The organism is Shewanella chilikensis (genome assembly GCF_037953065.1).
In the GTDB taxonomy this organism is placed as follows: domain Bacteria; phylum Pseudomonadota; class Gammaproteobacteria; order Enterobacterales; family Shewanellaceae; genus Shewanella; species Shewanella chilikensis.
The window spans coordinates 4,587,640-4,612,500 of sequence record NZ_CP149966.1 but is presented as its reverse complement, the minus strand read 5'-3'; the positions used below and the strand labels follow the sequence as shown (position 1 = coordinate 4,612,500).

19 protein-coding genes and 2 rRNA genes (1 of these 21 only partly in view) are annotated in these 24,861 nt (G+C 53.2%); 7 read left to right on the top strand and 14 right to left on the bottom strand.

All coding sequences use genetic code 11. From position 1 onward, the window contains the following. Together WKR14_RS20740 and rrf are read left to right on the top strand one after the other, a co-directional pair. A 23S ribosomal RNA gene (locus WKR14_RS20740) occupies positions 1 to 1,101 on the top strand; it begins 1,791 nt to the left of the window's first position. 230 nt (positions 1,102 to 1,331) lie between these two features. Then, positions 1,332 to 1,447, top strand: a 5S ribosomal RNA gene (rrf, locus tag WKR14_RS20735). A 195-nt stretch (positions 1,448 to 1,642) separates the two neighbouring features. Here the strand turns inward: rrf and WKR14_RS20730 are convergent. After that, positions 1,643 to 2,612, bottom strand: a protein-coding gene (locus tag WKR14_RS20730; protein WP_339087137.1) for an IS630 family transposase whose coding sequence is annotated in 2 segments (ribosomal slippage) — positions 1,643 to 2,218 and positions 2,220 to 2,612 — 969 coding nt in all. Because the reading frame shifts where the segments join, the coding sequence is not laid out codon by codon here. 338 nt (positions 2,613 to 2,950) lie between these two features. Next, the gene (locus WKR14_RS20725; protein ID WP_101054070.1) at positions 2,951 to 5,101 is read right to left on the bottom strand and encodes a TonB-dependent receptor; all 2,151 of its coding nucleotides are present in this window, start codon (positions 5,099 to 5,101) and stop codon (positions 2,951 to 2,953) included. A gap of 299 nt (positions 5,102 to 5,400) precedes the next feature. Between WKR14_RS20725 and WKR14_RS20720 the strand changes: the two genes are divergently transcribed. Further along, positions 5,401 to 7,743: a Tex family protein gene (locus tag WKR14_RS20720; protein WP_339087136.1), complete on the top strand. Its 2,343-nt coding sequence runs from the start codon at positions 5,401 to 5,403 to the stop codon at positions 7,741 to 7,743. 337 nt (positions 7,744 to 8,080) lie between these two features. Then, positions 8,081 to 10,078: an LTA synthase family protein gene (locus WKR14_RS20715; RefSeq protein WP_287589728.1), complete on the top strand. Its 1,998-nt coding sequence runs from the start codon at positions 8,081 to 8,083 to the stop codon at positions 10,076 to 10,078. Here the strand turns inward: WKR14_RS20715 and WKR14_RS20710 are convergent. Beyond that, positions 10,030 to 10,533 carry a hypothetical protein gene (locus WKR14_RS20710; RefSeq protein ID WP_101054077.1) on the bottom strand — a complete coding sequence of 168 codons (504 nt, stop codon included), beginning with the start codon at positions 10,531 to 10,533 and terminating at the stop codon, positions 10,030 to 10,032. The two genes, WKR14_RS20715 and WKR14_RS20710, sit on opposite strands and share 49 nt — an antisense overlap. Positions 10,534 to 10,570: 37 nt before the next feature. Continuing rightward, positions 10,571 to 11,350 carry a pimeloyl-ACP methyl ester esterase BioH gene (bioH, locus tag WKR14_RS20705; protein ID WP_224867254.1) on the bottom strand — a complete coding sequence of 260 codons (780 nt, stop codon included), beginning with the start codon at positions 11,348 to 11,350 and terminating at the stop codon, positions 10,571 to 10,573. A gap of 226 nt (positions 11,351 to 11,576) precedes the next feature. On the opposite strand from bioH, the gene WKR14_RS20700 reads away from it, so the two are divergent. Together WKR14_RS20700 and nfuA are read left to right on the top strand one after the other, a co-directional pair. Further along, positions 11,577 to 12,113: a ComF family protein gene (locus tag WKR14_RS20700; RefSeq protein WP_224867252.1), complete on the top strand. Its 537-nt coding sequence runs from the start codon at positions 11,577 to 11,579 to the stop codon at positions 12,111 to 12,113. A 195-nt stretch (positions 12,114 to 12,308) separates the two neighbouring features. Then, on the top strand, positions 12,309 to 12,887 hold the full coding sequence (gene nfuA / locus WKR14_RS20695; RefSeq protein WP_028780834.1) for a Fe-S biogenesis protein NfuA: 579 nt from the start codon (positions 12,309 to 12,311) through the stop codon (positions 12,885 to 12,887). Between the two features lie 57 nt (positions 12,888 to 12,944). Here nfuA and WKR14_RS20690 read toward each other — a convergent pair whose 3' ends face one another. Further along, positions 12,945 to 14,285, bottom strand: a complete 1,341-nt coding sequence (locus tag WKR14_RS20690; protein ID WP_287589712.1) for an MATE family efflux transporter — start codon at positions 14,283 to 14,285, stop codon at positions 12,945 to 12,947. Positions 14,286 to 14,304: 19 nt separating this feature from the next. On the opposite strand from WKR14_RS20690, the gene WKR14_RS20685 reads away from it, so the two are divergent. Continuing rightward, positions 14,305 to 15,360, top strand: coding sequence for a polysaccharide deacetylase family protein (locus WKR14_RS20685; protein WP_107111084.1), 1,056 nt, complete (start codon positions 14,305 to 14,307; stop codon positions 15,358 to 15,360). Here the strand turns inward: WKR14_RS20685 and WKR14_RS20680 are convergent. The 9 genes from WKR14_RS20680 to cyoE all read right to left on the bottom strand — a co-directional run bounded on the left by WKR14_RS20680 (position 15,350) and on the right by cyoE (position 24,854). Further along, positions 15,350 to 16,369 carry a protein-glutamate methylesterase/protein-glutamine glutaminase gene (locus WKR14_RS20680; RefSeq protein ID WP_107111078.1) on the bottom strand — a complete coding sequence of 340 codons (1,020 nt, stop codon included), beginning with the start codon at positions 16,367 to 16,369 and terminating at the stop codon, positions 15,350 to 15,352. The two genes, WKR14_RS20685 and WKR14_RS20680, sit on opposite strands and share 11 nt — an antisense overlap. Before the next feature lie 2 nt (positions 16,370 to 16,371). After that, complete coding sequence (locus tag WKR14_RS20675; protein WP_101054098.1) at positions 16,372 to 17,214, bottom strand: CheR family methyltransferase; 843 nt, start codon at positions 17,212 to 17,214, stop codon at positions 16,372 to 16,374. Between the two features lie 40 nt (positions 17,215 to 17,254). After that, positions 17,255 to 19,840: a methyl-accepting chemotaxis protein gene (locus tag WKR14_RS20670; protein WP_339087135.1), complete on the bottom strand. Its 2,586-nt coding sequence runs from the start codon at positions 19,838 to 19,840 to the stop codon at positions 17,255 to 17,257. An 18-nt stretch (positions 19,841 to 19,858) separates the two neighbouring features. Then, a complete protein-coding gene (locus WKR14_RS20665; protein ID WP_101054104.1) occupies positions 19,859 to 20,410 on the bottom strand; it encodes a chemotaxis protein CheW in 552 nt (183 codons plus the stop codon). Positions 20,411 to 20,422: 12 nt separating this feature from the next. Next, a complete protein-coding gene (locus WKR14_RS20660; protein WP_286996513.1) occupies positions 20,423 to 22,513 on the bottom strand; it encodes a chemotaxis protein CheA in 2,091 nt (696 codons plus the stop codon). Between the two features lie 21 nt (positions 22,514 to 22,534). Further along, positions 22,535 to 22,897, bottom strand: coding sequence for a response regulator (locus WKR14_RS20655; protein ID WP_101054110.1), 363 nt, complete (start codon positions 22,895 to 22,897; stop codon positions 22,535 to 22,537). Next, positions 22,875 to 23,192 carry an STAS domain-containing protein gene (locus WKR14_RS20650; protein ID WP_165565867.1) on the bottom strand — a complete coding sequence of 106 codons (318 nt, stop codon included), beginning with the start codon at positions 23,190 to 23,192 and terminating at the stop codon, positions 22,875 to 22,877. Before WKR14_RS20650 ends, WKR14_RS20655 begins: the two co-directional genes overlap by 23 nt. Before the next feature lie 105 nt (positions 23,193 to 23,297). Then, the gene (locus WKR14_RS20645) at positions 23,298 to 23,945 is read right to left on the bottom strand and encodes an SCO family protein (RefSeq protein WP_339087133.1); all 648 of its coding nucleotides are present in this window, start codon (positions 23,943 to 23,945) and stop codon (positions 23,298 to 23,300) included. Positions 23,946 to 23,948: 3 nt separating this feature from the next. After that, on the bottom strand, positions 23,949 to 24,854 hold the full coding sequence (gene cyoE, locus WKR14_RS20640) for a heme o synthase (RefSeq protein WP_028780842.1): 906 nt from the start codon (positions 24,852 to 24,854) through the stop codon (positions 23,949 to 23,951). Positions 24,855 to 24,861: the final 7 nt, after the last annotated feature.

Sequence of the window (24,861 nt, the reverse complement as noted above, 5' to 3'; positions counted from 1 at the left end):
ATCGCAAGATGACGTATACGGTGTGACGCCTGCCCGGTGCCGGAAGGTTAATTGATTGGGTTATCTTCGGAGAAGCTCATGATCGAAGCCCCGGTAAACGGCGGCCGTAACTATAACGGTCCTAAGGTAGCGAAATTCCTTGTCGGGTAAGTTCCGACCTGCACGAATGGCGTAATGATGGCCACGCTGTCTCCAGCCGAGACTCAGTGAAGTTGAAATTGCGGTGAAGATGCCGTATACCCGCGGCTAGACGGAAAGACCCCGTGAACCTTTACTATAGCTTGGCACTGAACATTGACCCTACATGTGTAGGATAGGTGGGAGACTATGAAGATGAGACGCCAGTCTTGTTGGAGTCAACCTTGAAATACCACCCTTGTAGTGTTGATGTTCTAACCTTGGTCCCTTATCGGGATTAGGGACAGTGCCTGGTGGGTAGTTTGACTGGGGCGGTCTCCTCCCAAAGAGTAACGGAGGAGCACGAAGGTTGGCTAAGTACGGTCGGACATCGTACGGTTAGTGCAATGGCATAAGCCAGCTTAACTGCGAGACAGACACGTCGAGCAGATGCGAAAGCAGGTCATAGTGATCCGGTGGTTCTGAATGGAAGGGCCATCGCTCAACGGATAAAAGGTACTCCGGGGATAACAGGCTGATACCGCCCAAGAGTTCATATCGACGGCGGTGTTTGGCACCTCGATGTCGGCTCATCACATCCTGGGGCTGAAGTCGGTCCCAAGGGTATGGCTGTTCGCCATTTAAAGTGGTACGCGAGCTGGGTTCAGAACGTCGTGAGACAGTTCGGTCCCTATCTGCCGTGGGCGTTGGATGATTGAGGGGAGCTGCTCCTAGTACGAGAGGACCGGAGTGGACGAACCGCTGGTGTTCGGGTTGTCATGCCAATGGCATTGCCCGGTAGCTACGTTCGGAATCGATAACCGCTGAAAGCATCTAAGCGGGAAGCGAGCCCCAAGATGAGTCATCCCTAGGTCCTAGAGACCTCTGAAGAGCCGTTCGAGACCAGGACGTTGATAGGCAGGGTGTGTAAGCGTTGCGAGGCGTTGAGCTAACCTGTACTAATGACTCGAGAGGCTTAACCATACAACCCAGATGGGTTTTACGGACTTGAAGAAGTTAGATACTTGATTGAAGTTTGAACTCAGGCTCTGAAAAGAGCACAGCTTTCTGAATTGAAGAACAAAGGTTAATGACGCAGGTAATTGTTTGGCTGACAAAGCCATGACGAGCGAGCCGCGCAGTGTACTGAAGTACATGAGCAGCGTAGCGAGGAAACAATACCGTCAGACGGACAATTAACCAGTAAGAATATGTCTGGTGACAATAGCATTGTGGTCCCACCTGATCCCATCCCGAACTCAGAAGTGAAACGCAATCGCGCCGATGGTAGTGTGGGGTCTCCCCATGTGAGAGTAGGTCATCGCCAGACGCCTAACAAACAAAAAAGCCCTAGCTGAATGCTAGGGCTTTTTTGTTTGTCTCGCTTCCAGCGAGCACGACTTCCTCAGCTCGCAGCCAAGCTGCTTCGCGCTCCAGCCATCTATCAAGTTGTGCTTGATGAGCAGATGTCTTTCGCCCCCATGTGAGATGGTGCTGGGGAGATATTGAGAATGGCTCGACTGGTTTATCTGGTCAGATTTATCCAATTTCTGGAGCACAGAGATTTCACCCGACCAGTATCCTCAATGAAGGTATTCCAGGCTTGGGATACTTGCTCAACAATTTCCTCATATCCTTTGAAACAGCGATTAGCGAGATGACGTTGGCGTAGCCAACTCCACACCTGTTCGATGGGGTTTAGCTCCGGGGAATAGGGCGGCAATTTGAGTATCGACAAGTTGGGGATATCAACTGCAATGTCATTGGTATGCCACCCTGCACCATCCATTACCACCACAGCATGTCGTCCTGGTTTAGTTCGGTTGGCGCTCAGTTCCAGGTGCTGGCGCATGATGTCCTTATTAACAAACGGCGTGATGATGGCTTCAGTTTCTCCTGTTGCGGGACTGACTGCGCCGAAGAGGTGCGCGTATTCAAACTGCTGCTGTTTTAGCGCTCTGGGTCTACTGCCTTTCGGTGCCCAGAGTCGTGTTGTTGTATTTTGCTGACCAAATCTGGCTTCGTCCTGAAACCAAATATCAATCTGGTGTGGTCGTATATGGATAGGTGTGTGAAGGAGCGTTTCCAGAGTAAACTTTTTTAAAAGCGTTCTGCACGCCTTGAGTCTGTTTGGGATGCCTGGAGCGGCTGGTTATCCAGCTGAACCCCATGCCCTTGAGTAGCTTGTAGATATGATTGAGGTGGTACTCGACACCAAACTCACTCGATATGTATTGCTGGATATCTGCCCCGGTTAGCCTGCCTCCCTCATTCGATTGTGCTTTGAACTCAATATATCTGGCGAGCCTCCACTTTTGGTCATTGGACAATGATGGTCTTTTGCCGGGTCGCTGCTTATCTTCAAGCCCTACGAGCCCTTGTTCAAGATAGTTTGAGACCCATGAGTTGACGCTGGATCTTGCCACCTTTAACTGGTTCGCTATTTGAGTACGATTACGGGATTGCAAAAATATGGACACGGCGAGTAACCGCATACGCTTTGGGGATTTTTTCTTTTTTAGAGAGGCAAAGCAAGCTTTCGGCAGTTTCAGATTTCATGGGCCAACCATAAGTGTTGAGTTGCCTACCATTAGATCAGACTTCAATGCGGATTGGTATAAAAAGCCAGCTTAGGTGGCTGGCTTATGGGTTAGCGGGGGAACTCTACAAGGATTTTATCTAGGATTGGTTGGCGTCCGGGAGTTTGTTCAGAGTTATCCTTTCTCTTGCTGCTATACCAGTTATCCAGAGTAGAACCAGATTATAAGTAAAAGCCAGTTCCTGAACTGGCTTTTTATGAGAACTACCGGCAGTTTCCCTGATGAAAGTGTCCTCAAAACGGCAAGCTGAAGCCTATGCTGACAGTACGACCCATGCCTTTGAAGTAACGGTTGTCGTTAGCCATAGTCTGTGAGTAGTAACTGTAGTAGTCCTTATTCAGCAGATTCTGTAGCCCCAATGTCAAAGTGCCTTGGTACAAAGGCATAGAGAAGGAGGCATCAACCGTGACATAGCCGTCAAACTCGGCGTACTCTTCACCATTGGCCTTTTTAAAGCTACGGTCCATATAGTAGTTGGCCTGAATCCGCCCACTCATCTCGGCATTGAACCTGTGTTCCCAGAACAGGTTAAGACGATTGGGTGCTATGTTGGCGCCGTCGAGATCTGTGTCTGTGCTGCCATCTTTATTGGAATCATACTCCCCTTGCTGCAGCGCCAGGTTCAGCCCCAGATCGTCGTCATTACCCAGGTAAGCCGTGACATTGGCTTCCAGTCCTTGGATCACGCTCTTTTCCCGTTTCACATTGTAGAAGCCGTCTTCATTCAGGGCCAAGCGGGCACCCAGTTTGGCCTCGGAGCGATACAGTGCCAGCTTGGCTGCCAACAACTCGCCTTGATAGTCCAAGCCCAGTTCATAGTTATCTGTGACCACGGGCTCCAGCGTCAAAGAGCCTTCCACGCTGGGGTTTTGGTCCGGGAAGCTGTTGCCGTCACGCAGAATTCGCCCTATGTCTGCCATACCAAAACCTTGGCTGTAACTGGTATAGAGGCGCAGCGCTGAGGTGAAGTTATAGCTGGCACCTATATTGAACAGGGTTTCATTGAAATCCGGTTCGCCACCGGCAACCTGTTTGTGGCCAGAGGCCCACAGGGTTTGGAAATCATCGACCTTGAGTTTGGCATATTCATAACGAATGCCGCCGGAAAGGGTCAGGGCATCTGCAGGTGAGAAGCTCAATTGGGCATAGGGGGCGATATTGTCGTAACGGGTCTCGGGTACCCAGGCGCGTCCGGTCTGCACCAGATCCTGCTCTGTGGTATCGCTGAAAAGGTCTACACCATAGGCCAGATCCACGCCGCTGTCGGCCAGATTATTGGCGATCATTGACGCCTTGAGGCCCCACTTGTTGGACTTGTTGCGTGACTGGTCATAGAAGTACTGCTCGCCATTGGCGCCGGTATCACAGGTTGTCAGATTCGCTGCACCTTCGAAGGCCGGATCATAGAAGCTGCCGAAACAGCCACCGCCATAGACACCCTTGAAGTTCTGGTTGAACAGTTGCAGCTCCAACTGCTGCCCGGCGATGTTGCGATGCTTGTAGGTGAGGCTGCTGGTGGTGACCTTGTTGTTGGCTGCCTGCCAGGGTTGTTGCTGTTTTACCGCCGATGTAGGAGTATCTGTGGCGACATTGCCTTTGACCGGCATCCAATCACCATTGTTGTCCATATCGTAGTGGTTGACCATCAGCTCCAGTCGCGACTCGCTGAACTCATAGCCCAACTTGAGAAAGAAGTCCTTGCTCTGGCTGTCCATCGACTCGCCCTGGGTGGTGTCGACACCTATGACATCATCGTTGGCATCATAGTAAACACCATTGCTGTGGTATCCCACTGAACCCAGCATATCCAGGTTGCCGCTTTGGCCGGAGAAGGCATAGTTGGCACCAAAACTCAGGCTGTCGGATTCGAAGCTGGTGGGGGAGGACAGATCAAAACTTACCCGGCTTTCGTTGTCGCCGCTGGGTTTCTTGGTGATGTAGTTGATTATGCCGCCCTGAGCGCCAAGGCCGTGCATGGCATTGGCGCCATGGATGATTTCAATTCGTTCTATCATCATGGGATCTATGGTTTGACCCGAGCGACCACCACTGCGTAGAGGGTTTGACTGAGGCACGCCATCTATCATGATGAGGGGAGCTCGGCCGCGCAGGGTTTCACCGGTATTGGTCATTTTCTGGCGGCTGGGGGAGAAGCTGGGGGCCAGGTTGCCCAAAATGGTCGATAAGTCCCGGGTGGTGGCCAGCTGTTGCTTGAGCTGTTCCTGGTCTATGACTGTCACAGTATTGGGGATGGCACTGAGTGGTTTTTCCATCCGACTGGAAGTGATGACCATGGTTTCCATTTGGGACTCTTTGGCATAAGCCACCTGGGCTGCCAGTCCGGAAAGTACTGACAGAGCGACAAGGGAGCGAGTGAATTTCATCGTTATTCCTAATGTTTGCCATCTTGGAAGACGGCTTATTGGTTTGCGGTTTCCGGCGCTCCCTGCCGATTAGATAAATACAAATCATTGTTATTTGCATAACGGCCAAGAAGTATAAAATAGGCTGGTTTTCTCTGTCCATAGTTGTGATGAATTTTTGTAAAGAGTGTCAAGGTGCTAAACCTGGGATGTGATTAGCTGGCTAAAGGCTGGAATCTCGCTCTCCGGCTATGAAACTTTCAGGCTGGCTGTGGTATGGTTGGCGCATCTGAATTTTGTTAATCCAACAGATCCTTACTATGCATAATATTGCTCAGATTATTGCCCAGGAGCTGAACGTTCGTGAGCAGCAGGTTGCTGCTACCATCAGCTTGCTGGATGAAGGCGCTACAGTGCCTTTTGTGGCCCGTTACCGTAAAGAGGTGACGGGGGGGCTGGATGATACCCAGCTGCGTAACCTGCACACTCGTCTCGGTTATCTGCGGGAGCTCAATGATAGGCGTCAGGTGATCCTCTCCTCGATTGAAGCCCAAGGAAAACTGACCGCCGAACTGAAGCACGCCATCAATGAAGCCGACAGCAAGACCCGGCTTGAAGATCTGTACCTGCCCTATAAACCCAAGCGCCGTACCAAGGGCCAAATTGCCATTGAAGCCGGTATCGAGCCCTTGGCTGATGCCCTCTATGCCGCCGCCGGCAGCGCCTCCATGGATCCTGAACAGGCCGCCGAGGCCTATCTCAATCCGGAAGCCGGTTTTGCCGATGCCAAGGCGGTGTTGGATGGTGCCCGTTATATCCTGATGGAGCGGATCGCCGAAGATGCCGAGTTGCTGGCCAAGGTGCGTAACCATCTGCAACAGTCGGCTGTCATTGAAAGCCGACTGGTCTCCGGCAAGGAGAAGGAAGGCGCCAAGTTTCGCGACTATTTTGAGCACACTGAAAAACTCAGCTCAGTGCCTTCTCACCGGGCGCTGGCTATGCTGCGCGGCCGTAATGAAGGCGTGTTGAGTCTATCGATGAATGCCGATCCTGAGGCAGAAGCCAAAGCCGGTAGCTATTGTGAGGTGCTCATTGCCGAACACTTGCGTCTTAAGCTGAGTGACAATGCTCTGGATAACTGGCTGAAGACGGTTGTCACAGCCACTTGGCGGATCAAAATCGCTCTGCAGATGGAAACCGAGTTTATCACCAGAATGCGTGAAGCGGCGGAAACCGAGGCGATTAAAGTCTTTGCCCGTAACCTGGGCGACTTGCTGATGGCACCTCCTGCCGGAGCCAAGGCCACCATGGGACTGGATCCCGGGTTGCGTACCGGGGTTAAGGTGGCTGTGGTCAACGACACAGGCAAGTTGGTGGGCCATACCACTATCTTCCCTCATGCGCCGCAAAATCAGTGGGATAAGTCGATACGCACTCTGGCTAATCTGGTCAATATGCACAAGGTGGAGCTGATCGCCATAGGTAACGGTACCGCTTCCCGTGAAACCGACAAGCTGGCAGGTGAAGTGATTGCCATGGTCAAAGACAGCAATCCCGGCATCACTAAGGTGATGGTCAGTGAAGCCGGAGCCTCTGTTTATTCTGCCTCTGAGCTGGCGGCCAATGAGTTTCCGGATCTCGATGTTTCACTGCGTGGCGCCGTATCCATCGCCAGAAGGCTGCAGGATCCGCTGGCGGAGTTGGTTAAGATTGAACCCAAGTCCATTGGTGTGGGCCAGTATCAACACGATGTCAGCCAGAGCCAGCTGTCGGCTTCATTGGAAGCTGTGGTTGAAGATTGTGTAAACGGTGTCGGCGTTGATGTAAACATGGCGTCCATGCCGCTGCTGAGTCAGGTGGCCGGTCTTAACCGCACCTTGGCCAAAAATCTGGTGGAATATCGCGACGAACACGGTCGCTTCAACGACCGTAAAGAACTGCTCAAGGTGCCACGCCTGGGGCCCAAGGCCTTCGAACAGGCCGCCGGCTTCCTGCGGATCCGTGAAGGCAGCAATCCGCTGGATGCATCGGCCGTTCACCCTGAGGCTTATTCGCTGGTAGAAAATATTGCCAAGCTCAAGGGTAAACCTGTTGCCGAACTGATAGGCAACAGTGAACTGCTGAGCAATATCAATCCGGCCGAATTCATCACTGATGCATTCGGTTTGCCGACAGTAACGGATATCCTCAAGGAGTTGGATAAGCCAGGTCGGGATCCCCGGGGCGAGTTCAAGACCGCCAAATTCAAAGATGGGGTTGAGGCACTAAAGGATCTTAAACCAGAGATGATCCTCGAAGGCGTGGTGACCAATGTCACTAACTTTGGTGCCTTTGTCGATATCGGCGTGCATCAGGATGGACTGGTGCACATATCTTCTCTGACCGACAAGTTTGTCAGCGATCCTCATACCGTGGTCAAGGCCGGTGATGTGGTCAAGGTAAAGGTCATGGAGGTAGATATTGAGCGTAAGCGTATAGGTCTGTCGATGCGCCTGGACGAAAAGATTGAGCCAGGCAAGCCACAACAAAGAGCCGGCAAGCCGCAAGCCAAGGGCAATAAACCAGGTCAGGGCAAACAACGTCCTGCCACCAAGCCACAGCCAGTGAATGCCGCTATGGGCAATGCCTTTGCCGATGCCTTTGCCAAGCTGAAGAAAAGCTGATCGACAAGTTGTTGAATATCTATTAACGGTCCGACAATAGATGAATCCCTCGATAATTATCGGGGGATTTTTTTACCCGCGATTTTTTGTTGCTAATACTCGAGCCAATAGTGCTGTTTCTCGCTAACCATGAATTCTGCCACTTTTACTATCTTTTGCGAACGGCTTCACCCTCTGGCGCGATAGACAATAACAAACAAATGTTAATGAAACTTTATCTTAGTCTTTCTGTCATAATTGCGCGGCAAATCGGCTCTTTCTGGGGGTTGGCGTGCGGTAAATTGTCAATTTTTTAACAAACGCCAAGGCAAAAAAGTGGTGAGGAACCCTGGAAATGATGTTTTCTCGTTTTAAGTTTACCGGACCGTTTCGCGGTGTACTGATTTTCAGTTTATTGGCTTTGTTGTGCCTGATGTTGAGCCGAATTGGGCTGGGGCTTTGGCAATACGAACGGGTAGTAGCCGTTGGTGGTTGGAGTCATCTGTTGTTGCAGGGGGTCAGGGTAGATGTGGCCATGCTTTGTTGGCTTTGGGGTGTTGTGGCGCTGGGTACCGCCTTGTTTGGCGGCGATCATTGGCTCGGGCGTTGCTGGTCTTGGATACAACGTCTGTGGCTGACTCTCGGGCTTTGGTATTTGTTGTTCTTGGAGTTGTCTACTCCCTCCTTTATTGAAGAGTACGGTGTCAGGCCAAATCGCCTCTATGTTGAGTATCTTATTTATCCCAAAGAAGTACTTTCCATGCTCTGGAGCGGCCGCAAGCTGGAGCTGATTATTTCAGTGGTTTTGTCTGGAGTCATCCTTTGGAGCGGCTGGAAACTCTCAGGTTATCTCTGTCGCAATTGTCGTTTCCCCAAGTGGTATTGGCGCCCTGTGCTCGGTGTGCTGATCATTGTCTTGTCTTTGGCTGGGGCCAGATCCACTCTTGGTCATAGACCGTTGAATCCGGCCATGGTGGCCTTCGCCGATGATCCACTCGTCAACTCGTTGGTGGTCAATTCAGGTTACTCGCTGGCTTTTGCTATCAGCCAAATGAATAACGAGGCCGACACATCGTGGATCTATGGCGATATGGACAGAAAGGAGATCTATCAGATAATCCGCCAGGAGACTGGCCGTGCGCCAGCTGACTTTATATCAGACCAGTATCCCAGTTTGAGTCAGAACCAGGCCAGCTATCGTGGTAAACCCAAGAATATAGTCATCATATTGCAGGAGAGCCTGGGTGCTCGTTTCGTTGGCAGTTTGGGGGGCTTACCGCTGACCCCAAATCTGGACGCTTTGGCCAATGAAGGCTGGTATTTCGAGAGCCTGTATGCCACGGGTACACGTTCAGTTCGAGGCATAGAGGCGGTGACCACTGGTTTCACCCCAACGCCGGCGCGTTCTGTGGTCAAACTCGGCAAGAGTCAAAGTGGTTTCTTCAGTCTTGCTGCATTGCTGCAGGCTCAAGGGTATTCCACTTCCTTTATCTACGGTGGTGAAAGCCATTTTGACAATATGCGCAGCTTCTTCCTCGGTAATGGCTTTAGCACCATAGTCGACCAGAAAGACTATCCTAAACCTGCCTTTGTCGGCTCCTGGGGGGCTTCAGATGAAGATCTAATGCGCAAGGCCGACTCAGAGTTCAAGCGCCTTCATGCCGAGGGAAAACCTTTCTTTAGCCTGGTGTTCAGTTCGAGCAATCATGATCCCTTTGAATTTCCTGATGGCCGTATCGAACTGTATGAACAGCCAAAACAGACCCGTAACAATGCTGCCAAGTATGCCGATTACGCCATAGGTGAGTTTTTTCGACTGGCGAAAGAGGCTGACTATTGGCGTGACACCCTGTTTCTGGTGGTGGCCGATCATGACAGCCGGGTTTCCGGGGCTTCCTTGGTGCCAGTGCCCAGATTCAGGATCCCCGGTTTATTATTGGGTGAAGGGATAACGGCTAAACGGGACCCGCGGGTAGTGAGTCAGATAGATCTGCCGCCAACTCTGTTGTCTTTGGCCGGCATAGATGCCACTTACCCTATGTTAGGGAGGGATTTGACAAAGATGCCCGACAACTGGACTGGCAGGGCCTTGATGCAATACAACAAAAATTTTGCCTATATGGAGGATAACAAGGTCACCATATTACAGCCGGAGAAAGCGCCTATGACCTTTGATTATGATCCTGTAAAGGAGCAACTGCACGCCGCGCCACTCTCTGATTCAATGGCTCGCACGGCGCTTGGGTTGGCACTCTGGGGTAGCATGGCATATCAGGATGGCTTATATAAGCTGCCGCCAAAGTTGGATCAAGCCAGTGCAGAGATACCGGCTGCGGGCATAGGCTCGGTGCATTGATGGTAAAAGGTATCGATTCTCTGCCCCAGCTCACGATAAAACTGCGGTGTTTCATTCGGCATGGGATGAGGTCCGCTATTTAATGCTACTGCGGGTTTGGGATACGCCGAGGCTTCAAGCTGGCGGTTACGGATATCGCGGCGATCCAGAGCCGGCTTGCTGAACAGGTTCAGCCGCAGAGGCTTACTGCCTTGGCGTTGCTGTTGCTCTTGTTGCTGCTGTTGTTGACCAGACTGTTGTTGGCGCTCCTGGACTCTATCGGCTAGTTTGGCCTGTTGCTGCGCCGAGTCTGCTGTGCGTTCATGCTGCGGGTTGAATGCCCTTTCTTCATGGCCTTTACTGGGTTGCTGGGGCGGAATGACCGGCGGTCTTTGTTGACTCTCTACCCGAGCGGCATCGGTCGCAGGATTACTGGTCGCGATCGGTACCTGTGGGTAGTGGGAGACAAGCTGCATAGGGCATTCCTTATATTGCTGTCCAAATAATAGTCAATCAGGGCAAGGAATTAAAGTCTTTCTCTGTTAGCCAGCTATTTAGCCCCTGAATAAACTCCTGAGGATGGGAAATAAAGGGGGCGTGTGATGCCTTGGCCAGCAGTAAATCTGTGGTTGATGCGTTACCCGGCAAGAGGTTAGCGATTCTTCTGGGCACCAGCCCATCCAGCCTGCCCCAAACCCTGAGCCAGGGAAGGGCGAGTCGTTCCAGTCCGGGGCGTAGATCCACCTTGGCCAGCATCTCTAAGCCTTGCGCCAGAGCCTGTTCATTGGGTAGCGGACGTGCCAGAACCAGCTCGCGAATGGTGCGAATATCGTCACGGGCGCTATCGCTGCCCATAGCTTGGATCGCTAGAAATCTTTCTATGGTTCGCTGCAGATCCTGTTGCAGTTGCTCGGCAAACTGAGTCAGCACATTCGGTGCTATTCCTGGCCATTGGTTGTCGCTCCTGGCCATAAAGCAGGGAGATGAGGCGACAGTGATAAGTCCGGCAACTCGTTCTGGAAAGCGCTGAGCTACCCGGGTGGCGACCAGGCCTCCGAGCGACCAGCCCAACCATACTGCCTGCTCGGGCAGAGCGGCCACCAGGGCGTCCACCCAGTCGTCTATTTCCCCGTCAATGGTCTGGCTAAAACCAAATCCCGGCAGGTCGACACAGTGGACTCTATACTGAGATAAGCCAGGCAGCAGAGGATGAAAAACGGCACTGTTGACGCCCCAACCGTGGAGTAAGATCAGATCCCGTCCCTGTCCCTGGCTTTCGATATACAGACTCACTGAAACACCTCATGGAAGATTTGTTATGTGGAGCCCTCTATTGGCAGGATGCCGGGCCCTATTGGCCGCCAGTTTACCCAACCGTTGCCTACTGTGTCACCAGCAGATCCCGTCAGCTAGTCAGGGTTTGTGTCCCTGCTGTCTTGCTGCCAGCTGCTACCGACAACCTATCTGCCTCGGCTGTGGTCGGGAGTTGGCTGTCATTGCCCGCTATTGTGGTTCCTGCATGAAACACAGTCCTATCCCTGTAGTGGCACCGGCCAGCTATCACTCCGCATTGGGGCCACTAGTCGGCCGAGTCAAATACCAGCAGGATTTTGCTCCACTGCCGACATTGGTCCGGGCTTTATCTTCCAGAGTAAAGACGTTGGCGACTGCTGGACTTATCTGTTGGCCACAGGCCTTGGTGCCTATTCCTTTGCATCCGGCGAGGCTGCAACAGCGGGGCTTCAATCAGGCCTGGGTGATTGCATCCATGTTGAGTCAAGAGTTGGCGCTGCCGCTGGAGGATTCTTTGCTGCTGCGGGTCGCGGATACCGCACCCCAGGCCGGTCTCAGCGGCAAGGCTCGTAGGCGGAATCTGGCCAAGGCGTTTGCAGTGAGGGGGGAATTACAGTGGCAACGGTTGGTATTGGTGGATGATGTGGTGACGACAGGCACCACTATCCGGGAAGCGGCCAGGGCTTTAGCTCCCTGGTCACCGGATGTTCAGGTGTGGTGTCTGGCCAGAGCCGAAGCGCCCGGATTGAGCCATAGCTCCTGAGCGGTTAAAGGCGGTAAGTATGGTGACAACTAAAGATCAAGATTCGACTTGAAATTGTGGAAGATAAAATCGAGATCCCGACAACAAAAAACTCAGCTCTATCGCTTTCGGGACTACAAAGCGCATGGCAGTCGGAGTATGATAGCTCTAATTCTTACTAATTTACTCAGGTTTACCCTGACGGAGCAGGTTGTCATGATTACCATTTCCGAAGCAGCTCAGGCGCACTTTGTTAAACTCCTGGATGGTCAGCCGGAAGGCACTCATATTCGGGTCTTTGTTATCAGCCCTGGGACTCCTCAGGCCGAATGTGGCGTTTCATATTGCCCACCGGATGCAGTTGAAGCCGACGATATCGAATTGGAATTCAATGGCTTTAAGGCCATGGTCGATGAAAAAAGCGCCCCTTTCCTGGAAGAAGCCAGCATTGACCTGGTGGCCGATCAGTTGGGTTCACAACTGACTTTGAAAGCGCCCAACGCCAAGATGCGTAAAGTGTCTGACGATGCTCCACTGACCGAGCGCTTGGAGTATATGATCCAAGCCGAGATTAACCCCCAGCTGGCCAGTCACGGCGGTCATATCATGCTGGTGGAGATCACTGATGACGGCGTGGCGGTACTGCAGTTCGGCGGTGGTTGTAACGGCTGCTCCATGGTCGATGTGACCCTGAAAGACGGCATTGAGACTCAGTTGCTGGAGCGTTTTCCCGGCGAATTGACCGGTGTTCGTGACGTAACAGATCACCAGCATGGCGACCATTCTTACCAGTAATACTGGTACTTGGCGCCAAAGAAAAGGACAGTATTGAACTGTCCTTTTTTATTGCCATCAGGCTGGGATAAAGTGGTGTTGGCGCCAGAGAAAGTGCAGCCCGAGACTCAGGCTACGCGCCAGCATAAAGGCACTCATCGCAACCCAGAGAGCATGGTTACCCAGAGGTTGCAGTATGAACCAGACCGGAAAAAATACTGCCAAGCTGGCGAAAATCATGCTGTTGCGCATCACTTTACCTTTGGTGGCACCAATATAGACACCGTCAAATAAATAGGAAGCAAATGCCAGCAGTGGCAGGGCGATAAGCCATGGCAGGTAGAGCAGGGCGGTGTGGCGAACCTCGGGAATATTAGTCAGTATGCCGATGAGTTGCTCACCGAAAATCCAGAAACAGCCACTGAACCCCAAGGCTATGATGGCCGACCAGCTAAACGCCAGGGCGACCGCTTGCCTGAGTGCATCCAAGTGTTTTTGTCCCATAGCTCGGCCTACTTCGGCCTCGGCATAGTAGGCTATACCGTCCAAAGCGTAAGAGATTAGCAGCAACATATTCAATAACACGGCATTGGCCGCGACAGTTTCATCACCGAGCCCGGCGCCCTTGAAGGTCATAAAGGCGAAGGTTGCCTGCAAACACAAGCTGCGGATAAAGATATCCAGGTTCAGGCTCAAGAGGCGACTAAAGTCGCGGGGATGTAACTGCCCGAGCAACTCGGCAAGAGGCGGCAGATTGAACTGTTTTAACTGGCGCAACACCATAGTACAGGCTACGGCACAGGCGGTCATATCGGCGATGACGGATGCCAGGGCTGCGCCTTCTACGCCCCAACCCAAACCTATAACAAACAGCAGATCTAGGGCAATATTGGCACTGTTGGCGATGATCAACTGCCACATGGCGGCCTTGGGTTGCTGACGGCCCAGCAACCAGCCAAGTAGAGCCAGGTTCAGCAATGCAAATGGGGCTGACCAGATACGAATGGAAAAGTAGCTGGCGGCGTAGTGGCTGACCTGCTCACTGGCATCGGATAAACTGGCGGCCAGGCTGAGTATCGGCCCTTGCAACAGCAGAGCCAATAAGCCGAGAAAAAGTGCCAGCGAGCCGGCCTGCATCAACAGCTGCAGTTGCCGTGGTTTGTCATCGGCGCCATAGGCTTGGGCAACCATGCCTGTGGTGGCCATACGCAGAAACCCCAGTAACCAGAACAGCAGTGTTATAATGGTCGAACCAACGGCGACGCCCCCGAGATAATAGGCGTCACTCAAGTGCCCTATGACAGCCGTATCCACCAGACCCAGTAGCGGCACTGTGATGTTGGACAGTATCATTGGAAGCGCCAGCGCAAACAGCTGGCGGTTTTTTTGCCTGTCGAACAGGCCAATGCTGGTGGTCATAATTTCTCAGAGGTTAATGATGTTGAAAAAGCTGTGCTTTTTGCTCTGCAGTTGTCTTGGGCTAATAAGTTCACCCGCTCTGGCGGCAGTTATTCTACAGTATCACCATGTTTCTGACAGCTCGCCGGCCAGTACCAGTGTGACTCCGGCCCAGTTTCGGGAGCAGATGCAGTATCTGGCGGACCATGATTTCAATGTGGTGCCGCTGACCCAAGTGATAGAGACGATTCGTCAGTCCAAAACATTGGCACCGAGAACGGTTGCCATCACCTTCGACGACGGTTACCTCAACATTGCCGAGGCGGCGCATCCAATACTGAAAGAGTTTGGCTTTCCCTACACACTGTTTGTGGCGATAGAACCGATAGAAAAGGGTTACCGTGAGATGATGAGCTGGGAGCAGCTCAGAACACTGGCGGCAGAAGGCGCCGAGATTGCCAACCACAGTTGGGGGCATGAGCATCTGATCCGCCGCAATACCACCGAAACCGAGGAGCAGTGGCTGGCGCGAATCGAGGACAATCTGCTTGAGACCGAGGCCCGAATTGCCAAAGAAACCGGCGACAATCTGAAGATACTCGCCTATCCCTACGGTGAATATAACAGCCAGTTGGAGGCCTTGTTGCAGCGTCTGGGGTTTGTTGGCTTGGGGCAGCAGTCCGGTGCGGCAGGCCCTCACTCTGCTTTAACCTCTTTGCCGCGTTTCCCCGTGGCCGGTGCCTATGCTGATATGAATGCTCTCAAGGTGAAACTGCATAGCCTGAATATGCCGGTGCAGGCCATCTCTCCCAGTAACCCTGAGTTACCTATGGGCCAGTGGCGGCCCGAACTTGAGGTGACTCTGGACATGAGCGATATCAATCAGTCGCAGCTCATGTGTTATGTGCAGGGGCAGGGGGCCAAGAAGCCGCAATGGTTGTCGGCGAATCGTTTCCGTATTCAGGCTGAACTGGACTTGCCGCCGGGGCGATCCAGATACAACTGTACCGCCCCCAGCAAACGTCACGGCAGTTATTATTGGTTTTCCCAGGCATGGGTTAGGCCAAAGGATGACGGCAGCTGGGTCAAGGAGTAGTCAGTAATTGCAACAACCTGGCCGGGATATTCACCAGTGGCAACTGCTCGTTGCAGGCATTGAGTGCCACGGCCGAGCCAGGCATACCCCAAACCACGGAGCTGGCCTCATCCTGGGCTATGGTGTGGGCTCCCGCTTGATGCATTTTCAGCAGGCCTGCCGCACCGTCTTTACCCATGCCCGTGAGAATCACCCCTATCGCCGACTTAGCGGCAATCTCGGCAATGCTGTTGAATAGCACATCCACCGAGGGCTTATGGCGGTTGACGTTTGCTGTGTCCAGCAGTCTGGTATAGATATGGGCCCCACGGCGTTCGAGTACCAAGTGGGCATGGCCCGGTGCCAGATAGGCAACGCCCTGAGTCAATCTTTCCCCGCCCTGTGCCTCTATCACTTCCATGCTGGCGTATTGGTTGAGACGACGGGCAAATGAAGCGCTGAAGGCTGCGGGAATATGCTGGGCTATGACTATGGGGGGGGTATTGGCCGGCAGCGGCGCCACTACTCGTTGAATGGCTTCAGTACCGCCGGTGGAAGCACCTATGGCTATGATACGGTGCTTGAGTTTGGTGTCACAGCAGAGCGGCACCGAGCTGCCATATTGCGGGGTGACATGGCTGGCGGCGGCCAAATGCACTTTATCGATCAGCTCTTGCTGATAGTCCAGAAGCCTATTGGTCAAGTCCTGTTTAGGTTTGGCGATAAAGTCGACCGCTCCGAGGGACAAGGCCTCTAAGGTCACTTCGGCGCCGCGCTCGGTTAAGGACGACACCATCACCACTGGCATGGGTCTTAGGCGCATCAAGTTACGTAGAAAGGCCAGGCCATCCATCTTGGGCATTTCCACATCCAGGGTCAATACATCCGGCTGCAGTACTTTAATCATCTCTCTGGCTTTATAGGGGTCTTCGGCACAGCCGACGACAATGATGTCTTCGGCCTGGCTGAGCATATGACTCAGCAACTGGCGCACTAGCGCTGAGTCGTCGATAACCAGTACTCTTACCATGATTAATATGACTCCTTCCTTCCTGATGCGTCGAACTGTCGCGGCAGAATTGAGTTCTGATGCCGCAGGCGATAGGTGGTTTGAGCGACGGTTTCAAACTCACGGGAGATATTGGTCAAGCTTTCCGAGTGACCGATAAACAACACGCCATCATCGGCCAGGAGTTTTCTGAAGCCGGCCACTATCTTCTGCTTGGTGTTCTGGTCGAAATAGATCAGCACATTACGGCAGAAGATGGCATCGAATGGGCCCTGCATCGGCCAGGGCTCCAGTAAGTTGAGCTGCTTGAAGAAGAGTAATTTTTTGATCTGGCAGCTAATGCTGAACTCTTCCGCTGCGCCTTGCAGATAGTGATGCAACCGCTTGGGGATGGCCTCCAGTCCAGCCTGGGGATAAACTCCTGCTTCGGCTCTGGCCAACACATTGGTATCGAGATCGGTTGCCAATATTTTCAGATCCCAGCCAGAGGCTGCGGGAAAGTGCTCTGCCAAGGTCATGGCTATGCTGTAGGGTTCTTCGCCGCTGGAGCAGGCTGCCGACCAAACTCTCAGCCTGCGCTGCTTGCGCTGCTGCCAATAGGGCGCCAGTTCGGTTTCCAGAAAGTTGAAGTGGTGCCGCTCACGGAAAAAGGAGGTCAGATTGGTGGTCAACGCGTTGATAAATGGCGCCAGTTCCAGAGGGTCGTTTTGCAGCTTGAGGCAGTATTCCTCGAAGTTGGCCAGCCGCAACAATCGCAGTCGGCGGCTGAGCCTGGAATACACCATATGGCGCTTGCGCTCGGGTAACACTATCCCTGTGTGTTGATAGGCCAGCTCGCGGATAATGCCAAAGTCCGCGGCTGTCATCGGGAATGCCTTCTCTTCATCGAAGCTCAATCAGTATCTCCTAGAACTCGCTCCACTCTTCTGAACTGACACGGATCTTGGGGGACTTATCCCCGGCGATCAGGGTCAGGGGCTTGCCGGCGCCCTTTTCCAGATTGGCGGTATTGAAGAAGCCCAATTGACGCTTCATGCTTCTGGCCTGTTCGGCCATGGCATCTCCTGCTGCCGAGACCTGTTCCACCAAGGCGGCGTTTTGCTGAGTCATTTCATCCATCTGCGATACCGCCTTATTGACCTCCTGGATCCCAACCGACTGCTGCTCTGCGGCTATGCTGATCTGGTTGATCATGCCGGCAACTTTAGAAACGGCTTGCACTATCTCCTGCAGGGTTTCACCGGATTGATTGACCAACTGGGTTCCATCCGTGACCTTGTTGACGCTGTCGCGGATCAGCTCCTTAATCTCTTTGGCGGCACCGGCGCTGCGCTGTGCCAGGTTACGTACCTCTCCGGCCACTACGGCAAAACCACGGCCTTGTTCTCCGGCTCTGGCAGCCTCGACCGCAGCATTCAGCGCCAGCAGGTTGGTCTGAAAGGCGATTTCATCTATCACGCTGATGATGTCGGCAATGCGTTTGCTCGAGGTGTTGATCTCCTCCATGGCGCTGACGGCCTGTTTGACTATCTTGCCGCCTTCGCCTGCCTTTTCGCTGGCCTGCTGGGCAAGACTATTGGCCAGAGTGGCATTTTCGGCGCTTTGTTTCACAGTGGCCGTCATCTGCTCCATGCTGGAGGCGGTTTGCTCCAGGGAGGCGGCCTGCTCTTCGGTACGCTGGCTAAGGTCGGCGTTGCCTTGAGCTATCTCTTCGGCTCCCGAAGTGACAGTATTGGCTGAGTCATTGATGCCCCCAATCACTTCGGTCAACTTACTGATGGTGGCATTGGCATCTTGCTGCAGCTTGGCAAACTGACCCTGATATTCGCCGTCAAGTTTTCGATCCAGTTGCCCCTTGGCCAGGCCATCGAAGATATCGGCGATTTTGGAGATGACATTATCGGCTATGCCGACCAAGCGGTTGAGGCCGCTGGAGAGATTAAGGAAGAAGCCTTCCTTGTTGTGAATATCCAGGCGGCGGCTCAGATCGCCGTCGTTGGCCGCCGTGATAATGGCGTCAATCTCCTGCTCTATGGCCACTTCATCGGTACGGTCGGCCCATTCAACCACAGTGCCAATTCGCCCCTGTTCCGGGTCCAGTATCGGGTTGGCAATGATTCTGAAGGTACGGCCGCCAACTTGCAGCAGGCTGTCGTAGGTCTCGGTCAATCCGGCGAGAATATTGCGCTGGTGGCTGGGGACCTTGTGGAATCCATCGATATTTTGTCCCAGCAGTTTGCCGGCATTGAACGTGGGTAGGTCGCGGAGAATATCTTTCTCGGCTGCCTGAAACATCTGCTGCACAGCCTGGTTGAGGTAGATGATATTGCCGTCGTTATCCGCCACCATGGTATTTGAACTGACATTATCCAATGCCTGACGAATGCGGGCATTTTCGGCCGCCAGCTGTTTTTCCTGCTGCTCTTTGGCCAGGCTGGCGGTGATATCCTGCCACTCCACCACGGTTCCGGTACGCTTGCCCTGTTCAAATACCGGGGTGGCAATCAGATTAAATGTTAGCCCGGCCACCTTGATGCGGGTGTTATAGCTGTCGGTGAGCTGGTCCAGCAATTGTCGCTGATGCTCAGGATGGCGATGGAAGATATCGATATTGCTGCCAATCAGCTCGCTCATGTTGAAGGCCTGCAACTCCTGTTGCAGCTTTTGCTCATTGCCGGCCAGCATTTCATTCAGTGAGTCGTTCAGGTAGATGATCTTGTAGTCGGTATCGGCGACCATCACATTGGCCTGGCAGACATTGAGTGCCTGTTTGATGCGAGTATTTTCTGTAGCGCTTTGCTGCTCCAATTGTTGTTTGCTAAGGGCTTCGGTGAGATCCTGCCATTCGACCACAGTGGCAATACGCTGCTTGTTTTCGTCGAATACCGGCGAAGCTATCAGGCTGAAGGTACGACGACCTACCTTGATCTGAGTCGAGTAAACTTGCTCCAAGCCGGCGATCAATTTCTTTTGATGCTCAGGGTTGCGGTGGAAAACATCCATATTGGCGCCCTGCAGCTTGTCGGCCTGGAATTGGGGCAATACCTCTTGAATGTCGGCCTCGGCGTCCTGCATGGTTTGTTGCAGCGAGTGGTTGAAGTAGAGAATATCACCGGCCGGATTGGCCACCATCACATTGGCCTGGCAGATATCCAGAGCCTTGAGAATGGCTTGCTGCTGTTGCTGGCCCTGACGCCAACGACTGAGCTCGTCCAGCAGTGGCTGCCAGCCCGGAAGATTAAGCTCGGCAAACTGCTGCGTGCCGTCTTTCAGCAACCGCTGCAGTTGGTTGATGGCGCTATCCAGGGTGCCTTTGTGCTTGAGTGAGTGCAATAGCCCAAGCAGTATGCAAACCAGGGTGACGCCCTGCAGAATAATAATGATATTGGGATCCTGGCCTAGCAGCATGAGCGCCATCACGGCGATGCCCGTGATTAAGCCAAGCAGATTCCAGGGATTGCTGTTGATTATGTTGGCATTGGCGGCATCCATTCTTCTTTCCTCGATGTCTTAAAGGTTGGCAGCCTGAGGCTGTTCCAAGTCCAGTTGCTGCAGCAAACTGGAAAGTTGTGATGCATCCGGCAGCACTTCATTACCGAGTAACATATTGATATTCAATAGTATGACCATCTTATCGGCCACACAGGTGAGCCCATGGATGAAACGCATGTCCGTGTCCTGGCCAAAATCGGGCGCACTGCGGATCTCGCTTTGGGTGATACTGAAAACATCGGAAACGGCATCCACCACTATGCCCATCACCTTGTACTGTTTATCCAGGTGCACCTTCAGCACTATTACTACTGTGGTTGGGCCATATGCCAGGGTCTTGATACCGAACCTTTGGCGCAGATCTATGATGGGAACTATGGTGCCGCGCAGATTGATCACCCCTTTGACATGGGGCGGTGCATTGGGAATCACCGTGGTTGCTTCCCAGCCACGGATCTCCTGCACCGAGAGAATATCGACGCCATATTCCTCATCGGCCATCATAAAGGTGAGGTATTGCTGTGATTGATCTTTTGCAGCTGCTGATGTTGCAGGGTTGGATTCTGTCATTGCGCTTCCCTTCTAGGCTGCATGTTCCTGAGTTTGATTGAGGCCAGACATGGTCACGAGTCCGGGAATATCCACTATCAGCGCTACCCGGCCGTCACCGAGAATGGTGGCACCGGACACCCCGGGCACTTTGGCGTAGTTGTCTTCCAGGCTCTTGATCACCACTTGTTGCTGCGCCAGCAACTCATCGACCAGCAGGCCGACTTTTTGGTTGTTGTTGTCCACCACCATCACCAGCCCCTCTTTGACCTCTTTGGCCTGAGCCAGGTGATTGAACTCCTGATAAACGCGGATGACCGGCAGGTACTCGTCTCGCAGGCGGATCACTTCGTGCTCTTCAGACAGCTTGTTGACCTTGCTGCTTTCCACTTGCAACGACTCATAGATGGAGACCAGCGGCACCACATAAGTATGCTCGCCGACCCTCACCAACTGGCCGTCGAGAATAGCCAGGGTCAAAGGCAAGCGAATGGTAAAACGGCTACCCTTGCCGGGCGTCGAGGCCAGCTCCACACTGCCGCTGAGTGCTTGAATGTTGCGTCTGACCACATCCATACCCACGCCCCGGCCAGAGAGGTCGGAGACGCTGTCGGCGGTAGAAAAGCCGGGTTTAAAGATGAGCTGCTGAATCGCCTCTGTGCTGAGTTCCTCTTCAGCACCGACCAAGCCTTTATCTCTGGCCTTGGCGAGAATTCTGCCGGTATCCAATCCGGCGCCGTCGTCGGTTATTTCTATGACGATATTGCCGCCTTGATGGAAGGCGTTGAGGGTGATCCTGCCGGTTTCCGGTTTACCCTTGGCACTGCGCACGGCAGGGGATTCAATGCCGTGATCCAAGGAGTTACGTACCAGATGCACCATGGGGTCGACAATTTTCTCCATCACTGTCTTGTCGAGCTCTGTCTCCTCACCTTTGAGGATCAGCTCGACCTTCTTGCCCAGCTGCTGACCTATATCGCGTACCAAGCGGGGGAAACGGTTGAAGGCGAAGCTGATAGGCAGCATGCGGATCTGCATCACGCTTTCCTGCAGATCCCGGGTGTGATTGGCCAATTGCTCCAGCCCCTGCTGCAGTGACAGCAGGGCGTTATCGTCAATGTGTTCCTGTTGGCCTATCTGCCCCAGCATAGCCTGGGTGATCACCAGCTCACCCACCATATTGATCAGCATGTCTATCTTGTCGGTGCTGACCCGGATAGAACTGGTTTCCGCCGTTTTGGCAACAGCCTTGCCGGACTCCACTTTGGCTGTGGTGGCTGCGACCTGTGGCTCTTGGGAGACTGGGGCAGAAGTCGAGATAGGGGCTTGTTCCTGCGGTGAGACACCTTCGACAAGCTGTGCCTTGGCGGGTAACTGCTGATAATGGATTTCACAGTCGTCCTCGACCCACTCAAACACCTCTTTTATCCGCTCAAGTGGCGCCTCTGTGTCGAGTTGCAGCTGCCAATACAGACGGCAGGATTCGGGATCCAGGTCTTCAAACTGAGGCAGTTCCTGCGCAGGCAGGCTGACCTTTAGCTCACCCAGCTCGGCAAGCTCGTTGAACATCAAAATGGGGTCGTTGCCGCATCTGAGAATGTCTGCGCCGGCATGGAAATCTATCTGCCAGCTGAGCCCAATTTCTTTGGTTTCAGAATCTTTGGTTTCTGATACTTTGGCTGCTGACTTTTCATTGCTTTGGCTGGCGTTATCCGGTGCTTCTTCGACCCCGGCAACTTCGGACAGTTCCTGATTGAAGCGGTTTTCCAGCTCTTGTTGCTGGGGTGATTCAAAGCTTTGACCTGCCATCAAGGCCTGCAGCATGTTGCGCAGCAGATCCACCGACAAGAGCAACATATCCTGATGATTGGCGGTCATTTCCCGGCGGCCATCACGGATTTCATCCAACAGGGTTTCCAGTAAGTGGGTGAATCCGGCGACCTGGTTGAAACCAAAAGTGGCGCTGCCTCCCTTAATCGAATGGGCGGCACGAAAAATGGTATTTATGGTTTCCGGATCCGGTTGCGGCACGGTCAGTTTCAGCAGCTCAGATTCCATGACCTCCAGGCCTTCGAGGCTTTCTTCAAAGAACACCTGGGTGAATTGGCTCAGATCTATGTCCATATATCCGCTCCTTGCCGGAGGCTAACCCAATACTTTGCGAACCGTGGCCAACAGCTGATCCGGGTTGAAGGGTTTGACTATCCAACCTGTGGCTCCGGCGGCTCGTCCCTGTTGCTTCTTGTCTGAGGTCGACTCTGTGGTCAGCATCAACATGGGCACAAACTTGTAGTTGGGTAGCTCGCGCAAGTTACGTATCAGCTCGATACCATCCATAATTGGCATGTTGACGTCCGATATCACCAGGTCAAACTCTCTGCCTTGGGCTACTTTCAACGCTTCCTCGCCATTGTTGGCTTCGGTCACGTCGAAACCTGCTGTCTTGAGGGTAAAGCTCACCATTTGCCGCATGGAGGCTGAATCATCAACTGCGAGGATAGTCTTCATTGAGCGTTTCCTTTTCAAAATCTGAATCGAGTGTCGGGATCCTGATACCCAGGCGCGTCAGTTGAGCGATAAAGGCGGGTTGAGCCTGTTGCCATGACAGTTTCAACCCTCGCTTGTCGCAACTCAGCGCAAACAGGTACAGCAACTGGGCGCCGGCAGTATCCACCTTGTGCAACTCACCAGCATCCAGGATCAATTCATCGACCCGATGCAGGAGTTCCAATAATTGTTGGTAGAGTGGCTGAATATTACGAATGTTTATTTCTGTTCCCAGTGCCAGTGTGTCGATGGACATAGTGCTTCCCTGTTTTCCCACCACACAAAAGATAGTCGGCAAATTTCACTTCTGCCTATTTTCAAAAGAAAAATGGTATATGAATCTACTAGGCTCTTTAGGGAGTTAGTGAGGCCCTTGATACTGAGTAACCAGAGTGCGAAAGTCGGCCAGCAGTTCATCGTTGCGGATTTGCGGCAGTTGTCCGGGTGTCTGTGAACTGGGCTTGATGGTGGCGTAGCGGCGGCCGTCTGGCGAGATCAGAATCAAAGAGGCGCTGTGATCCACTTGGTAGTCAGGGCCATCGCTGACCAGCGAATACACCAGGCCCAGATCGCGGCTGAAGGGCAGTAATGCCGGGTGCTCGGCCCGCAAACCTATGAATTCGGGATTAAAGAAGGCCAGGTAGTCTTTGAGTTTACTTTGGCTGTCACGCTCAGGGTCGACACTAAGCAGTATCACCTGTATCGGTGCCACTTGTGCCAGTTTCGGGTAGACGGCACTGAGTTTGCCAAGGGTGGTGGGACATACGTCCGGGCAGGAGGTGTAACCGGCGAAAATCAGACTCCATTTCTGTTTTAGCTTGTCATTATCGAATTGATGACCGTTTTGGTCCTGCAACTCAAAGGGCTGCAGTGGCCTTGGAGTTTCATATTGAAAGCTGGTTTTCAGTGCCTGCGGCGGCTGAGACGAAGGTCGGTGAAACAGCTGCACACTGGCCAAACCGCCAAGACCTATGAGTAAAATACCCGCCACCAAGATGCGTTTCTTCATGATTCAACTCCAGAGGTAATGATCCACAAGCAGGGCAATAAACAGCAGCATCAGCTGATAGATGGAGAAACGGAACACGGCCATCGCCAGCCCGGGGCGGTCGGCAAACTTGAGTTGCCAGGCCTTGTAGATAAACAGGCAACTGAGAATGGTGGAAGCCAGCAGATAGACGGGGCCACTCAAGCCAACCAAAACCGGCAATAAGCAGGCGATGGCCAGCAGAAGGGTGTAGAGCAGAATACAGGTCTTGGTAAATTCTACCCCGTGAGTCACAGGCAACATGGGGATATCCACCTTGGCGTACTCTTTTTGACGGTGAATGGCCAAGGCCCAGAAATGAGGTGGAGTCCAGGTGAAAATAATGATCACCAACAGCCAGGCGTGGCCGTGAAAGTCATTGGTTACCGCCGTCCAACCCAGCAGTGGCGGCATGGCACCGGCAAGGCCACCTATCACGATATTTTGGGGGGTTGCCCGCTTTAAATAGGCGGTATAGATAAGGGCGTAGCCAATCAGGCTGGCACAGGTCAACCAGGCGGTGAGTGGATTCACCAGCCAATAGAGTAGGGTAAAGCCCGCCAATCCAAGCAAGACGGCAAAGCTCAAGGCTCGGCTCACGCTCACTCGTCCCTTGGGTAAGGGGCGGTTATAAGTGCGGGCCATCAGGCCATCAATGCGTCGATCGATAAGGTGATTCAAGGCGGCCGCCGAGCCAGCCATCATGGCGATTCCCATTAGCCCGGCAAGCAAGGGCTGTAGGGGGACGGCACCGGGCAACGCCAGGCACATGCCCACCAGGACGGTGAGCAGCATCAGCGCCACCACCTTGGGCTTGGTCATTTCCAGGTAATCGCGCCAGGAGATCTCTGTGCGGGTCGCATCCTGGGCTATGGAGAGTAGTTTGGCCATAAACAGT

Bases quoted from the DNA above. Each gene is read 5' to 3' on its own strand.
- WKR14_RS20660 (WP_286996513.1), bottom strand. From the start codon at position 22,513: ATGGACATAGATCTGAGCCAATTCACCCAGGTGTTCTTTGAAGAAAGC.
- WKR14_RS20715 (WP_287589728.1), top strand. From the start codon at position 8,081: ATGTTTTCTCGTTTTAAGTTTACCGGACCGTTTCGCGGTGTACTGATT.
- WKR14_RS20685 (WP_107111084.1), top strand. From the start codon at position 14,305: ATGTTGAAAAAGCTGTGCTTTTTGCTCTGCAGTTGTCTTGGGCTAATA.
- WKR14_RS20675 (WP_101054098.1), bottom strand. From the start codon at position 17,214: ATGACAGCCGCGGACTTTGGCATTATCCGCGAGCTGGCCTATCAACAC.
- WKR14_RS20710 (WP_101054077.1), bottom strand. From the start codon at position 10,533: ATGCAGCTTGTCTCCCACTACCCACAGGTACCGATCGCGACCAGTAAT.
- WKR14_RS20690 (WP_287589712.1), bottom strand. From the start codon at position 14,285: ATGACCACCAGCATTGGCCTGTTCGACAGGCAAAAAAACCGCCAGCTG.
- WKR14_RS20700 (WP_224867252.1), top strand. From the start codon at position 11,577: ATGAAACACAGTCCTATCCCTGTAGTGGCACCGGCCAGCTATCACTCC.
- cyoE (WP_028780842.1), bottom strand. From the start codon at position 24,854: ATGGCCAAACTACTCTCCATAGCCCAGGATGCGACCCGCACAGAGATC.
- nfuA (WP_028780834.1), top strand. From the start codon at position 12,309: ATGATTACCATTTCCGAAGCAGCTCAGGCGCACTTTGTTAAACTCCTG.
- WKR14_RS20650 (WP_165565867.1), bottom strand. From the start codon at position 23,192: ATGTCCATCGACACACTGGCACTGGGAACAGAAATAAACATTCGTAAT.
- WKR14_RS20720 (WP_339087136.1), top strand. From the start codon at position 5,401: ATGCATAATATTGCTCAGATTATTGCCCAGGAGCTGAACGTTCGTGAG.
- WKR14_RS20670 (WP_339087135.1), bottom strand. From the start codon at position 19,840: ATGGATGCCGCCAATGCCAACATAATCAACAGCAATCCCTGGAATCTG.
- WKR14_RS20655 (WP_101054110.1), bottom strand. From the start codon at position 22,897: ATGAAGACTATCCTCGCAGTTGATGATTCAGCCTCCATGCGGCAAATG.
- WKR14_RS20645 (WP_339087133.1), bottom strand. From the start codon at position 23,945: ATGAAGAAACGCATCTTGGTGGCGGGTATTTTACTCATAGGTCTTGGC.
- WKR14_RS20725 (WP_101054070.1), bottom strand. From the start codon at position 5,101: ATGAAATTCACTCGCTCCCTTGTCGCTCTGTCAGTACTTTCCGGACTG.
- WKR14_RS20680 (WP_107111078.1), bottom strand. From the start codon at position 16,369: ATGGTAAGAGTACTGGTTATCGACGACTCAGCGCTAGTGCGCCAGTTG.
- WKR14_RS20665 (WP_101054104.1), bottom strand. From the start codon at position 20,410: ATGACAGAATCCAACCCTGCAACATCAGCAGCTGCAAAAGATCAATCA.